Below are 12,984 nucleotides of genomic sequence, written 5' to 3'. Positions count from 1 at the left end.
ACTGTCCCAACCTTCCCCCAGAGGGGGAAGGAGCAAGGCATCAGATGGGGGTGAGGACGCCACGCCCCGCGAAGTGCCCTTCGGCATTCGCGAGGAAGTGGTCCACCGACTTCTGCGTCGCCTCGGGCGACCAGCCGGCCATGTGCGGTGTCAGCAGCACGTTATCGAGGCCGATCAGCGGCTCGGGCCGCTTCGGCTCGCTCTCGTACACGTCGAGGCCGGCACCGGCGATGCGGTTCTCGCGCAGCGCGGCCGCCAGCGCCTCGGTGTCGACCACGCTGCCGCGCCCGATGCTCACCAGGTAGCCCTGCGGCCCGAGCGCGTCGAGCACTTCGGCATTGACCAGGTGCTTCGTAGCCGGGCCGCCCGGCGCGGCCAGTACGAGGAAGTCGGCCCATGTGGCAAGCGACTTCAGGTCGTCGAAGTAGCGGTGCGTCGCGCCTTCCTTCGGCTTGCGGTTGTGATAGCCCACCTCCATGTCGAACGCCGCCGCCCGCTTCGCGATCTTCTGCCCGATGGTGCCCATCCCCAGGATGCCCAGCTTCTTCCCCGACACGTTCGGCGGCTGCGGAATGGCCTCGCGCCACACGCCTTCGCGGCACAGCCGGTCGAGCTTGCGGAACTCGCGCACGATGCCGATCAGCAGGCCGAAGGCGTGGTCGGCCACGCAGTCGTCGTTGGTGCCCGCGCCGTTGGCCGTGGCGATGCCACGTGCACGCGTGGCTTCGAGCGGCACGCCCTCGTAGCCCGCGCCCATGCAGCAGATCAGCTCCACGGCCGGCATGGCCGCGATTTCCTCGGGCGTGATGCCGATGACGCCGATGGTCAGCACCGCGCGGAACTTGTTGCCGTGCTCGGCAATGGCAGCCGCGCGCTGCGCGTCGCCGAAGGCATAGGTCATGTCGTAGACCTCGGCAATCTGGGCCTGGTGGGCGCTCGACAGGCTGTTGAGCACCAGCAGGGGAATCTTGGTCGACACGTGGGAACTCCTGAACGAAAAAATGAAATGGATGATCGCGCTACATCAGCGGTGCCGCTTCGCTCTTCTGCAAAGCCCACATCTGCGCGTAGCGGCCCTGCTTCGCGAGCAGCTCGGCGTGCGTGCCGCGCTCGACGATCACGCCCGACTCCAGCACCAGGATCTCGTGCGCGTCGACCACCGTCGACAGCCGGTGCGCGATGACCAGCGTGGTCTTGTCCTGCGCGGCGCTCTTGAGCTCCGACTGGATGGCGCGCTCGTTGGCCGAGTCGAGCGCCGAGGTGGCCTCGTCGAAGATCACGATCGGCGGGTTCTTCAGCAGCGTGCGCGCGATGGCCACGCGCTGCTTCTCGCCGCCGGAGAGCTTGAGGCCGCGCTCGCCCACCGTCGTTTCGTAGCCCTTGGGCGTGGCCACGATGAAGTCGTGGATGCGCGCGGCGCGGGCCGCGGCCTCCACCTCTTCGCGCGTGGCGCCGGGGCGGCCGTAGGCAATGTTGTATTCGACCGTGTCGTTGAAGAGCACCGTGTCCTGCGGCACGATGCCGATCGCGCGGCGCACGCTCGACTGCGTGACTGCGCGGATGTCCTCGCCGCCGATGGTGATGCGGCCCTGCTGCACGTCGTAGAAGCGGTAGAGCAGCCGCGCGAGCGTCGACTTGCCCGAGCCCGAGGGGCCGACCACGGCCACCGTCTTGCCGGCCGGAATCTCGAAGCTCACGTGCTTGAGGATGGGCCGCGCGGGCTCGTAGGCGAAGCTCACGTCCTCGAAGCGCACGGTGGCGTCGGCGCCGGCCAGCGGCTGTGCGCCGGGCGCATCGCGCACCTCGCGCTCTTTTTCCATCAGCACGAACATCTTGTCGAGGTCGGTCAGGCTCTGCTTGATCTCGCGGTAGATCACGCCGAGGAAATTCAGCGGAATGTAGAGCTGGATCATGAAGGCGTTGACCATCACCAGGTCGCCCAGCGTCATGCGCCCGTCGACCACGCCCGAGGTGGCGCGCCACAGCATCAGCACCAGGCTGATGGCGATCAGCGCCTGCTGGCCGGTGTTGAGCATGCTCAGCGTGCGCTGGCTCTTGATGGCGGCCTTGCGGTAGCGGTCGAGGCTGGCGTCGTAGCGGCCGGCCTCGAAATCCTCGTTGTTGAAGTACTTGACGGTCTCGTAGTTCAGCAGCGAATCGACCGCGCGACTCTGCGCCACCGAGTCGAGCTCGTTCATGGTCTTGCGGAACTGCGTGCGCCACTCGGTCACCGTGACGGTGAACGTGATGTACAGCACCAGCGCAGCCGCCGTGATCCAGACGAACAGCGAGTCGAACTTCACGCCCAGGATGGTGAGCACCAGCACCAGCTCGATGATGGTGGGCACGATGCTGTAGAGCGACATCGATATGAGTGAATGCACGCCGCGCGTGCCGCGCTCGATGTCGCGCGTCATGCCGCCGGTCTGGCGCTCCAGGTGGAAGCGCAGGCTCAGCGCGTGCAGGTGGCGGAACACCTCCAGCGCGATCTGCCGGGCCGTGCCCTCGGTGGCCTTGGCGAAGATCAGCTCGCGCAGCTCGCCGAAGAGCGAGGTCGAGAAGCGCAGCAGCCCGTAGGCCAGCAGCAGCCCGACGGGCACGATGAGCAGCGCCTGTGCCATGTCGGGCTTGGGCGTCATCGTGTCGACCAGGTTCTTCAGCAGCACCGGCACGCCCACGTTGGCCACCTTGGCGCCCACCATGAAGGCCAGCGCCGCGGCCACCCGCCACTTGTACTGCCAGAGGTAGGGAAACAGGCGGCGCAGCGTCGCCCAGTCGGAACGGTCACTGCGCGCCGGCGGGTGGCCGCCGGCTGTGTGGGGGGAAGGAAGGGCTTCGCCGCTTCGGCGCATGGAGGACAATCGTGGTTGCTTGTTTGTTCCAGATTGTGCCCATGTCAGATACTTCCAGTGCCGCCGCCGCGGCCACCCTCAAAAGCCTGCCCACCGACATGGAGCTGGTGCTCAAGGTCATTCCGATGCCGGCGGACTGCAACGCCAACGGCGACATCTTCGGCGGCTGGGTCATGGCGCAGTGCGACCTGGCCGGCTCGGTGATTCCGGCGCGCTACGCCAAGGGCCGGCAGGCGACGGTGGCGGTCAACGAATTCATCTTCAAGCAGCCGGTGCGGCTGGGCGACATTCTTTCGTTCTATTCGAAGCTGGTGCGCATCGGGCGCACCTCGGTCACCGTCACGGTCGAGGTGTTCGCCGAGCGCTTCCGTGCGCAGGGCGAGTACATCAAGGTGACGCAGGCCACCTTCACCTACGTGGCCATCGACGACAACGGCCGCCCGCGGGTGATTGAAAGGTAATCCCCCAGACTTCGCGCACTTCGTGTCGCTTCGCCACCCCCTTGCAGGGGGCAACACTTGCGGCCCGGCAAGGCCGGTTCCGCGGTGTTTCTGGCGAAGACAGCACCCCTCAAACGCCCGGATCGCGTACGCGCTCGAAGTGCTCGAACTCGCGGTTGACCCAGCGCCCCTCGCGGCGCTCGACGCGGCGGATGTACACCGTCTGCACGATGTCCCGCGTGTGCGCGTCGATCTCTATCGGGCCGCGCGGGCTGTCGAGCCGCACGCCCCGGAACGCGTCCACCAGCCGCTCGCCAACCGCGCCACCGTGCGCCACGGGCGAGGCCATCGCCGCGTCGATGGCCGCGAGCGCATCGTGGGCCGCGACGGCGAAATATCCCGGACGCAGGTGATCGCCGTACTCCGCCTGGAACGCCGACGTGAACCGGCGGTTGGCCGGCGACTCGTGCGCGAATGAATAGTGGTGGCTGGTGACGAGCCCATCGGCCAGCTCGCCGATACCCTCGAGGTAGTGGTCGTCGGTGGCGTCGCCCGTCGCGAGCAGGCGAATGCCGGCGTCGGCCATGCCGCGGTCGCGCCAGAACTTCAGGAAGGTGGCCGGCATCTGCCCCGACGGCAGGAAGAAGAACACCGCCTGTGGCTTGAGTTCGCGCAGCCGCAGCATGTAGGCCGAGTAGTCGAGCGTGGCCAGCGGCACCCGCAGCATCGCGCCGACCCGGCCTCCACCCGCGGTGATGCCCGATACGAAGGCGCTTTCGGCATCGACGCCCGAGGCGTAGTCGGCCACCACGGTGCAGACGTCGCGCAAGCCTTGCTGGAGCGCCCAGCGCGCCAGCGGCAGCGTGACCTGCCCGATGGTGAAGGACACCCGCACCGCGAACGGGCAGCGCGCCGTGATGCCCGAGGAGGCTGCGTTCATCACCACCAGCGGCAGCTTCGCCTGCGTGGCGACGCTGCCCACGGCATAGGCGTTGGAGCTGAAATCCAGGCCCGCCAGCAGGTCGACACGCTCGCTTTCCACGAGGTCCAGCGCATGGCGGCGCGCCTGGTCGGGTGCGCTGCCGGGCACGTCGCGCCGCAGCAGTTCGACCGGCCGGCCCGCAATGTTCTGGTTGTGCGCCGCCAGCCAGACGGCCATGCCGGCATCGAACTGCCGGCCACCGCCCGCATAAGGGCCGGACCACGAACCGATGACGCCGATGCGCAGCGGTCGCACCCGCGCCAAGGCCAGTGAAGGGGCTGCCAGGGCACCTGCCAGCAAACCGAAAGTACGCCGGCGCGAGAAGCGGAATGCTACTTTTTCAGTAGCGTCGTTTGCCTGCGGGCCGGGCGTTGCGAGGGTTCTTTTCTCTTGCACGCCGCGCAGTGTACGTATGCAGGCCCCGGCCCGGGAAGCGCGTCAGACCTTGGAGAAGTCCGGCTTGCGCTTCTCCATGAACGCGCCGAAGGCCTCGCGCGCCGCCGGTTCGCGCAGCATGCGACCGAAGCTCGCACCCTCTTCGCCCATGCGCTCCAGCACGGCAGGCATCTGCGCCTTCTTCAGCAGGCGCTTGGTTTCCACCAGCGCGCTCAGCGGCTTGGCGGCGAGCTTGCGGGCCTGCGTCTGCGCGATGGCGTTGGCCTCGGTCGGCGGCACCACGCGGTTGACCAGGCCCACCTCCAGCGCGGCCTCGGCCATGAAGGGCTCGCCCAGCAGCAACGCCTCGGCCGCGCGGTGGTAGCCCAGCATCTGCGGCACCAGCAGGCTCGACGCCGCTTCGGGGCACAGGCCGAGGTTCACGAAGGGCATCGAGAAGGCGGCGTTGTCGCCCGCATAGACGAGGTCGCAGTGGAACAGCATCGTGGTGCCGATGCCCACTGCCGGGCCGCACACGGCCGCGACGATGGGCTTGGGGAAGGTTGCGATGCCGCGCAGGAAGCGGAACACCGGCGATTCCTGCGTCGACGGCGGGCCGTTGAGGAAGTCGCCGATGTCGTTGCCCGCGCTGAAGATGGTCGGATCGCCCTGGATCAGCACGCAGCGCACGGCCGCATCGCTCTCGGCGGCGGCCAGCGCATCGGCCAGTTCGGCGTACATGCCGCTGGTGATCGAGTTCTTCTTGTCGACGCGGTTGAAAGTGAGGGTCATCACACCGGCTTCGGTGTGGACGAGGATGTCGCTCATGGGAATGGTCCTTGAATAAAGGGATTGGCGCCGCGATCAGGCGCAAAGGGCTTCGCGGACGAAATCGAGGCGGTCTTGCCCCCAGAACATCTCGCTGCCGACGAACATGGTGGGAGCGCCGAACACGCCGCGCTCCACGGCTTCCTGGGTGACGGCCTTGAGGCGGTCCTTGGTTTCCTGCGCGCCGGCCAGCGCGAGCAGGCCCGCGGCGTCGAAGCCCGCATTCTGCAAGACGGCGCCGACGATTGCCGGGTCGTTGAGATTCTTCGGCTCGACCCACATCGCGTGGAAGACCGCGTCGACATACGCACCGAAGCGCGCCGGCTCCTTCATCTGGATGCCGGTGGCGCCGCGCATCAGCAGCAGCGTGTTGATGGGGAAATGCGGGTTGTGCACGAAGGGCACGCCGTAGCGCTTCGCGAAGCGCTGCAGGTCGACGGTCATGTACGGGCCCTTGGGCTTGATCTCGGCGGGCGAATGGTTCCCCGTGGCCTGGAACACGCCGCCCAGGAGCATGGGCTTCCACACCAGCTCGGCGCCTGCGTCAGCACATACGTGCGGCAGCTGCGTTGCGGCGAGGTAGGCGGCGGGGCTGCCGAAGTCGAAGTAGAAGTCGACGGATTTGGTCATGGGTGTCTCCTTGTCGGACGCTTGTGTTCGGGGGCGCGTGCACAGGCCACCGGGTACTCCCCTGCGCCCGTCATCTCAGAATTTCTCGGACCAGGGCCGCAGATCGAGCTCGTGCGTCCATGCATCGCGCGGTTGCGAATGCAGCATCCAGTAGCTGTCGGCGATGTGGTCCGGGTTCAGGATGCCGTCACTGTCCTTCAGTGCATAGCGCTCGGGGAAGTTGCTGCGGATGAACTCGGTGTCGATGGCGCCGTCGACCACCACATGCGCCACATGAATGCCCTGCGGCCCCAGCTCCCGCGCCATCGACTGGGCCAGCGCGCGCAATGCCATCTTGGCGCCCGAGAAGGCGCCGAAGTTCGCCGCGCCACGCAGCGAAGCCGTCGCGCCCGTGAAGATGATCGTGCCGCGATGCCCGCCTTCCGGCATGTCGCGCGCCACCATCCGCTTCGCCACCTCGCGCCCGTTGAGAAAGCCCGAGAAGCAGGCCATCTCCCACACCTTGAAGTACTTGCGCGCGGTCTCGCTCAGGATGCTCTCGGGCACGTTGGCCCCGATGTTGAACACCATCACCTCGATCGGCCCGACCGTCGACTCGATCTGCTCGACGAGTGCAACCACCTCCTCTTCCTTGCGCGCATCGCAGGCGAAGGCATGTGCGCGGCCGCCGTCGACCTCGATCTGCGCCACCAGCGGCTGCAGCTTGTCGAGGCTGCGCCGCGTGACGCAGGTGGCGAAGCCTTCGCGCGCGAAGCGGCGGGCAATGGCGCCGCCGGTAGCGTCGCCCGCGCCCACGATGAGTGCAGCCTTGGTGAGCGCCATGACGGTCATTCCTTGTAGTAAACGATCTGGTTGGAAGTGGCGAGCAACGTGCCGCCTTCGCTCCAGAGCTGCGCAGCCTGGTCGAAGAAGCCGCTGCTGAACTGCTGCCCCGTCGCGCTGCCGAGCAGGTAACCCGTGCCGACCTCGGCCAGCTGCGCCGCATCGGCATGGAAATACGTGGTGATCGACACCGTGCCCACCGGCACCCGCGTGGCGCGGCGCAACCACACACGCGGGAAGAACAGGTCGCTCATGGCCGCGAGCGAGGCGAAGTCGAGCGCGCGTTGCTGCGCATCGCGCACCCAGAGCCGGCTCTCGCTGTGATGGCCGCTGCCGTCCCATTTCGAAGGAATGCTGCCGCTGATCGGCCGCATCTCGTACTGGCCGATCCACGCCACGCCCGACGGGCCAATGCTCATGCGCTCGACCATCTCGGGCCGCGGCACCTCGGGCATCGGCAGGTCGTTGCCGTTCCAGGTCTCACGGCGCACGGCGGTCACCACGGTGGCGGTGGTCGTCATGTTCGGCGCTGCGCCGGGGCCGGCCTGCGTGATCTGCACCGTCCAGTGCTGCGTCGAGCGGTTGGTGCGCACGGCGGTGGCCTGGATGTCGAACGCGCCGGCTTCGAGCGCCGCCGCGTAGTTCACCGTGAGCGCGATCGGCACGCCGAGCAGGTCGGGATGCTTCAGCACCGCCTGCAGCGCCAGCGCCGCGGTGGTGCCGCCGAAAGGGCCGACCATGTTCCAGTAGTCGGGGCTGGTCATGCCCGTGAAGTGCCCCACGCGGATGTCGCTGTGGTGGATCGCCAGGGCCTTGTCGAAGGGGTGCGTGCTCGTCGTCATGATCGGCAGTGTGCCTCCGGTCGATGGCGTCACGCAGTCGTGTGCGGGACGTTGGCGTGCTGCAGCGCAGTAAGCGACGCCAGCCGATGCAGCTTGTCGAGCGTGCTCGGCCAGAGGCTCTGGCTGAACTGCTCGCGGAAGAAGCCGAAGTGGCCGATGCGCCGGGCCTGCACGTCGGCCGGCGCAATGCGCTCCACCGCGCTCGGCGCGCCGGCATAGAAGCTCACGAGGCTTTCGGTGCCGGCGAGCGTCATGAGTTCGTCATCGGTCATCGACAGCGCGAGCACCGGGAAGCGCACGCGGCCGTAGCTGCGCAGTGCCGCCTCGCCTTCCGCGCCGACGCTGTAGCGCGGGTTCAGGCACCAGCGCCGCCATTGCAGGATCACGCCGCGCGGCAGGTCGCCGACCTTCTTCAGCCGGCGGCCCGGAAAGTAGCCGCACAGCCGCGTGACCAGCGGCACGAGCACGAACCAGAAGTAGAGGATGCTGCGCTTGAGCTTCGGCGCGTTCTCGCGCCAGTAGCCGCTGCCCGCGGCGATGCTGACGAGGCCGTCGACCTGCCCGGGACGCTGCAGGAAGCCCGGCAGCTGCGCGCCCAGGCTGTGGCCCAGCAGGTAGAGCGGCTGGCCGGGCAACGCCGCCTTGGCTGCGTCGATCACCGCTTCGTAGTCGCAAGCCCAGTCGAGCAAGTCGGCCTTGAAGCCGCGCAGCGGCGCATTGCCGCGCGAGTCGCCGGAGCCCCGGTAGTCGAAGGTCCAGACGCGCAGGCCCTGCTGCGCGAGCCATCGCGCGAAGGGCTCGTAGAAGGACTGGCGCACGCCCATCGCGCCACCGATCACGATGCTGGCGCGCGGAGCGCCGACCGGCTCGTACGTTCGCACGGCCAATTGCGTACGACCACCATCGGTTGCAAGCTGCTGCATCTGCATGAGGTTGTCTCCTTCGTTGCCTCGACGCTCGTCCCGGTGTCTTGCGCGTTGGCGATCAGACGCGCTCGAAGATTCCCGCAGCGCCCTGGCCCATGCCCACGCACATCGTGACCATGCCGTACTTCAGGTTCTCGCGGCGCAGCGCATGCACCACGGTCGCCGAACGGATGGCGCCGGTGGCACCGAGCGGATGGCCCAGCGCAATCGCACCGCCCATCGGGTTGACCTTCGACGGATCGAGGCCCAGCGTGTTGATCACCGCAAGCGATTGCGCGGCGAAGGCTTCGTTGAGCTCGAACCAGTCGATGTCCTGGTGCTTCAGGCCGGCGTAGCGCAGCGCGGCCGGAATCGCCTCGATCGGGCCGATGCCCATGATGTGCGGCGGCACACCTTTGCTCGCGAAGCTCACGAAGCGCGCGAGCGGCGTGAGGCCGTACTGCTTCACCGCCTTCTCGCTCGCGAGGATCAGCGCGCCGGCGCCGTCCGAGGTCTGCGAGCTGTTGCCGGCCGTGACGGTGCCGCGCGCGGCGAACACGGTGCGCAGCTTGGCCAGGCCTTCGAGGCTGGTGTCGGGGCGCGCGCCTTCGTCGAGGTTCACCATGCGCGTCTTCGCGATCGACTCGCCGGTGGCGAGGTTCGGCGTGCGATCGGTCACTTCGATCGGCGTGATCTCGTCGGCGAACTTGCCGGCCTTCTGCGCGGCCAGCGCCTTCTGGTGCGAGGCGAGTGCGAACTCGTCCTGCGTCTCGCGGCTCACCTTCCACTGCTGCGCGACCTTCTCGGCCGTGAGGCCCATGCCGTAGGCAATGCCGACATCGCCTTCGCGCTCGAAGATCGAGGGCGACAGCGAGGGCGAATTGCCCATCATCGGCACCATGCTCATGCTCTCGACGCCGGCCGCGATCATCACGTCGGCCTCGCCGACGCGGATGCGGTCGGCCGCCATCTGCACGGCCGACAGGCCCGAGGCGCAGAAGCGGTTCACGGTGATGCCGCCGACGCTGGTCGGCAGGCCCGCCAACACGGCGCCGATGCGCGCGACGTTCAGGCCCTGCTGCGATTCGGGAATCGCGCAGCCGCAGATGATGTCTTCGATGGCCTTCGGGTCGAGATTGGGCACGGCAGCCAGCGCCGCGCGCAGCGTGGTGGCCAGCAGGTCGTCGGGACGGTAGTTGCGGAAGTAGCCGCGGTGCGACTTGCCGATGGGGGTGCGGGTGGCGGAGACGATGTAGGCGTCTTGTACTTGCTTGCTCATGAAATCTGTCCTTAGTTGCGCACTGGCTTGCCGGTGCTGAGCATTCCCATGATCCGCTCCTGCGTCTTGGGATGCACGATGAGCGAGCAGAACGCCTTGCGTTCCAGCGTCATCAGGTATTCCTCGGTCACGAGCGAGCCCGCGTCCACGTCGCCGCCGGTGACCACGTTCGCGATCAGGCTGGCGATGTGGAAGTCGTGCGCGCTGATGAAGCCGCCGTCGCGCATGTTCACCAACTGCCCCTTGATGGTCGCGGCACCGCTGCGGCCCGCCACGCGGAAGGTGCGGCGCAGCGGCGGGCGGTAGCCGGCGTCGGCCATGGCCTTGGCCTGCTGCAGCGCCACGTACAGCAGCTCGTCCTTGTTCGGCACGATCACGTCGCTGTCGAGCAGGTAGCCCAGCTTCTTCGAATCGAGCGCACCAGTGCCGACCTTCGCCATCGCCGCAGCAGTGAAGCCTTCGGTGAGGAACGGCAGCAGGTCGCTACCCGTGGAGGCCGCTGCGTTCTCCGCAGCACGACGCGCGATGTAGGTCAGGCCGCCCGCGCCGGGAATCAGGCCCACGCCGACTTCGACAAGGCCGATGTAGCTTTCCATCGCCGCCACGCGCTTGGCCGAGTGGATGGCCAACTCGCAGCCGCCGCCCAGCGCCATGCCGCGCACGGCCGAGATCACCGGCACGCTGGCGTAGCGGATCTTGAGCATCACGTTCTGCAGTTCCTGCTCGGCGCCCTCCACTGCATCGATGCCCGCGACCACGAAGGCCGGCAGCATCGCCTGCAGGTCGGCGCCGACCGAGAACATCTCATCGGGCGACCAGATCACGAGGCCCTTGTATTCGGCTTCGGCCAGGTCGACTGCGGCGCCCAGCGCCTCGGCCACGTCAGGGCTGATGGCGTGCATCTTCGAATGGATGCTGGCGATGAGCACTTCGCCGTCCAGCGTCCACACGCGCACGTCGCCTTCGTCGCTGATGGTGGTGCCGGCGGTGTTGGCATCGGCTGCGTTCGCGCCGAGCACGCTCTCGGGGAACAGCTGGCGGTCATGCACCGGCAGCCTGCGCTGCGGCACGAACTTGTTCTGCGATGCGCTCCACGAGCCTTCGGGCGTGTGCACGCCGCCAGCCTCGGCCACCGGGCCTTCGAACACCCACTTGGGCAGCGGTGCGCCGCTCAGCGCCTTGCCGGCGTCGATGTCTTCCTGCACCCACTTGGCGACCTGCGCCCAGCCGGCTTCCTGCCACAGCTCGAACGGGCCCTGCTTCATGCCGAAGCCCCAGCGCATCGCGAAGTCGATGTCGCGCGCGCTCTCGGCGATGTCGCCCAGGTGCACGGCGGCGTAGTGGAAGCCGTCGCGCAGGATGGCCCAGAGGAACTGGCCCTGCGGTCCTTCGCTCTCGCGCAGCAGCTTCAGGCGCTCGCCCGCGGGCTTCTTCAGCATCCGGCCATACACCTCGTCGGCCTTGGCGCCGGCGGGCACGTACTCGCCGCTCTTCAAGTCGAAGCGCAGGATGTCGCGGCCGGCCTTCTTGAAGAAGCCGGCCTTGGTCTTCTGGCCCAGGTTGCCCAGCTCCAGCAGCTTGGCGAGCACGGGCGGCGTCGCGAAGTTGGCGTAGAACGGATCGGTCTCTGCGTTGAGGTTGTCCTGCAGCGTCTTCACGACGTGGGCCATCGTGTCGAGGCCCACCACGTCGGCGGTGCGGAAGGTGCCCGAGCTGGCGCGGCCCAGCTTCTTGCCGGTGAGGTCGTCCACCACATCGGGCGTCAGGCCGAACTTCTCGACTTCCTTCAGCGTGGCCAGCATGCCGGCGATGCCGACGCGGTTGGCAATGAAGTTGGGCGTGTCGTGCGCGCGCACCACGCCCTTGCCGAGCGTGCTGGTGACGAAGGCCTCGAGATCGTCGAGCACCTGCGGCTCGGTGGTGGGCGTGTTGATCAGCTCCACCAGGAACATGTAGCGCGGCGGGTTGAAGAAGTGGATGCCGCAGAAGCGCGGCTTCAGCGCTTCGGGCAGTGCCTCGCTGAGCTTGGTGATCGAGAGGCCCGAGGTGTTCGAGGCCAGGATCGAATGCTTGGCAACGTGGGGCGCGATCTTCCTGTAGAGATCGAGCTTCCAGTCCATGCGCTCGGCAATGGCTTCGATGACGAGGTCGCACTCGCCGAGCTTGGCAAGGTCGTCTTCGTAGTTGGCCTGTTCGATCAGGCCCGCATCGGCCACGTCGCCGAGCGGCGCGGGCTTGAGCTTCTTGAGGTTGTCGATGGCGCGCGTGACGATGCCGTTCTTCGCCGCACCTTGAGCGACAGCTCCGGTCGCGTCTTTTGCGGCCAGGTCGAACAGCACGACGGGCACGCGCACGTTGACGAGGTGAGCCGCAATCTGCGCGCCCATCACGCCGGCGCCGAGCACGGCGACCTTCTTCACTTGAAATCGGGACATAGCGGGGTTTCGAAGTTCTGAATCAGTTCGGGGAACACCGCGGAACCGGCTTTGCCGGGCCGCTGGTGTTGCCCCCTTGAGGGAGAGGCTGCTACACGAAGTGAGCAGCTACGGGGGTGGGTCAAGGAACGCGGTTCCAGGTTTGAGTGCGCCAGAAGGGGCCCAGGTAGCCGCGCACTTCGAGCTTCTTGCCGCCATCGACGGGCGTGTAGCTCGCGCGGTATTCCTTGCCGTTCTCGGGGTCGAGGATCTTGCCGCCTTCCCAGACTTCCTTGCCTTCGGCCTTCTTGCCGCCGCGGATGATGTCCAGGCCCACCATGGGCTTGCCCTTGCGGTCGTCGCTGCATTCGTCGCAGGTGGCGCCGGGCTTGGCGTCCTTGCCCAGTGCCTTTTCGATGCGGCCGAGCAGCGCACCGTTGGGTTCATCGATGCGGATCTCGGCCTTGACCTCACCGGTCTTGTCGTCAACGTTGCGCCACAGGCCGACCGGCGTGACCTGGGCCATGGCCGAGGCTGCGGTGACTGCGAACAGAACGGCGGCGAATGTTTTCTTCATGCGTGTCTCCCGGCGAAGTGAAGGAAAAGGCAAAGGGC

The 12,984-nt window shown here is 67.5% G+C and carries 12 protein-coding genes; 1 reads left to right on the top strand and 11 read right to left on the bottom strand.

Annotated elements, in window-relative coordinates; translation table 11 throughout:
* Nucleotides 1–40 precede the first annotated feature (40 nt).
* Together ACCD11_RS26520 and ACCD11_RS26515 are read right to left on the bottom strand one after the other, a co-directional pair.
* Complete coding sequence (locus ACCD11_RS26520) at nucleotides 41–979, bottom strand: 2-hydroxyacid dehydrogenase (protein ID WP_413316105.1); 939 nt, start codon at nucleotides 977–979, stop codon at nucleotides 41–43.
* Nucleotides 980–1,019: 40 nt separating this feature from the next.
* Nucleotides 1,020–2,852 carry an ABCB family ABC transporter ATP-binding protein/permease gene (locus ACCD11_RS26515; RefSeq protein WP_413316104.1) on the bottom strand — a complete coding sequence of 611 codons (1,833 nt, stop codon included), beginning with the start codon at nucleotides 2,850–2,852 and terminating at the stop codon, nucleotides 1,020–1,022.
* Nucleotides 2,853–2,893: 41 nt separating this feature from the next.
* On the opposite strand from ACCD11_RS26515, the gene ACCD11_RS26510 reads away from it, so the two are divergent.
* A complete protein-coding gene (locus ACCD11_RS26510; protein ID WP_413316103.1) occupies nucleotides 2,894–3,313 on the top strand; it encodes an acyl-CoA thioesterase in 420 nt (139 codons plus the stop codon).
* Between the two features lie 109 nt (nucleotides 3,314–3,422).
* On the opposite strand, the gene ACCD11_RS26505 is transcribed toward ACCD11_RS26510, so the two are convergent.
* From ACCD11_RS26505 to ACCD11_RS26465, 9 genes are all read right to left on the bottom strand, one after another.
* Nucleotides 3,423–4,529 carry an ABC transporter substrate-binding protein gene (locus ACCD11_RS26505; protein ID WP_042673490.1) on the bottom strand — a complete coding sequence of 369 codons (1,107 nt, stop codon included), beginning with the start codon at nucleotides 4,527–4,529 and terminating at the stop codon, nucleotides 3,423–3,425.
* A 183-nt stretch (nucleotides 4,530–4,712) separates the two neighbouring features.
* Entirely contained in the window at nucleotides 4,713–5,477 is a 765-nt protein-coding gene (locus ACCD11_RS26500) for an enoyl-CoA hydratase (RefSeq protein WP_413316102.1), read from the bottom strand.
* A gap of 36 nt (nucleotides 5,478–5,513) precedes the next feature.
* Nucleotides 5,514–6,107: a 2-hydroxychromene-2-carboxylate isomerase gene (locus ACCD11_RS26495; RefSeq protein WP_413316101.1), complete on the bottom strand. Its 594-nt coding sequence runs from the start codon at nucleotides 6,105–6,107 to the stop codon at nucleotides 5,514–5,516.
* Nucleotides 6,108–6,182: 75 nt separating this feature from the next.
* Nucleotides 6,183–6,929 carry an SDR family oxidoreductase gene (locus ACCD11_RS26490; RefSeq protein ID WP_413316100.1) on the bottom strand — a complete coding sequence of 249 codons (747 nt, stop codon included), beginning with the start codon at nucleotides 6,927–6,929 and terminating at the stop codon, nucleotides 6,183–6,185.
* Between the two features lie 5 nt (nucleotides 6,930–6,934).
* Nucleotides 6,935–7,771: an acyl-CoA thioesterase gene (locus ACCD11_RS26485; protein WP_007834081.1), complete on the bottom strand. Its 837-nt coding sequence runs from the start codon at nucleotides 7,769–7,771 to the stop codon at nucleotides 6,935–6,937.
* 29 nt (nucleotides 7,772–7,800) lie between these two features.
* Complete coding sequence (locus ACCD11_RS26480; protein WP_007834079.1) at nucleotides 7,801–8,700, bottom strand: alpha/beta fold hydrolase; 900 nt, start codon at nucleotides 8,698–8,700, stop codon at nucleotides 7,801–7,803.
* A gap of 55 nt (nucleotides 8,701–8,755) precedes the next feature.
* Nucleotides 8,756–9,955 carry an acetyl-CoA C-acyltransferase gene (locus tag ACCD11_RS26475; protein WP_413316099.1) on the bottom strand — a complete coding sequence of 400 codons (1,200 nt, stop codon included), beginning with the start codon at nucleotides 9,953–9,955 and terminating at the stop codon, nucleotides 8,756–8,758.
* Between the two features lie 11 nt (nucleotides 9,956–9,966).
* A complete protein-coding gene (locus ACCD11_RS26470; RefSeq protein ID WP_413316098.1) occupies nucleotides 9,967–12,390 on the bottom strand; it encodes a 3-hydroxyacyl-CoA dehydrogenase/enoyl-CoA hydratase family protein in 2,424 nt (807 codons plus the stop codon).
* Nucleotides 12,391–12,511: 121 nt separating this feature from the next.
* Entirely contained in the window at nucleotides 12,512–12,946 is a 435-nt protein-coding gene (locus tag ACCD11_RS26465) for a DUF2147 domain-containing protein (RefSeq protein ID WP_413316097.1), read from the bottom strand.
* Nucleotides 12,947–12,984: the final 38 nt, after the last annotated feature.

This window comes from Variovorax sp. Varisp36 (genome assembly GCF_047304235.1).
In the GTDB taxonomy this organism is placed as follows: domain Bacteria; phylum Pseudomonadota; class Gammaproteobacteria; order Burkholderiales; family Burkholderiaceae_C; genus Variovorax.
This window is presented reverse-complemented; position numbering and strand designations above follow the sequence as displayed.

What these genes read in the sequence shown, in the direction of transcription:
- ACCD11_RS26515 (WP_413316104.1), bottom strand. Translation starts at nt 2,852, where the DNA reads ATGCGCCGAAGCGGCGAAGCCCTTCCTTCCCCCCACACAGCCGGCGGC.
- ACCD11_RS26510 (WP_413316103.1), top strand. Translation starts at nt 2,894, where the DNA reads ATGTCAGATACTTCCAGTGCCGCCGCCGCGGCCACCCTCAAAAGCCTG.
- ACCD11_RS26500 (WP_413316102.1), bottom strand. Translation starts at nt 5,477, where the DNA reads ATGAGCGACATCCTCGTCCACACCGAAGCCGGTGTGATGACCCTCACT.
- ACCD11_RS26495 (WP_413316101.1), bottom strand. Translation starts at nt 6,107, where the DNA reads ATGACCAAATCCGTCGACTTCTACTTCGACTTCGGCAGCCCCGCCGCC.
- ACCD11_RS26490 (WP_413316100.1), bottom strand. Translation starts at nt 6,929, where the DNA reads ATGGCGCTCACCAAGGCTGCACTCATCGTGGGCGCGGGCGACGCTACC.
- ACCD11_RS26485 (WP_007834081.1), bottom strand. Translation starts at nt 7,771, where the DNA reads ATGACGACGAGCACGCACCCCTTCGACAAGGCCCTGGCGATCCACCAC.
- ACCD11_RS26480 (WP_007834079.1), bottom strand. Translation starts at nt 8,700, where the DNA reads ATGCAGATGCAGCAGCTTGCAACCGATGGTGGTCGTACGCAATTGGCC.
- ACCD11_RS26475 (WP_413316099.1), bottom strand. Translation starts at nt 9,955, where the DNA reads ATGAGCAAGCAAGTACAAGACGCCTACATCGTCTCCGCCACCCGCACC.
- ACCD11_RS26470 (WP_413316098.1), bottom strand. Translation starts at nt 12,390, where the DNA reads ATGTCCCGATTTCAAGTGAAGAAGGTCGCCGTGCTCGGCGCCGGCGTG.
- ACCD11_RS26465 (WP_413316097.1), bottom strand. Translation starts at nt 12,946, where the DNA reads ATGAAGAAAACATTCGCCGCCGTTCTGTTCGCAGTCACCGCAGCCTCG.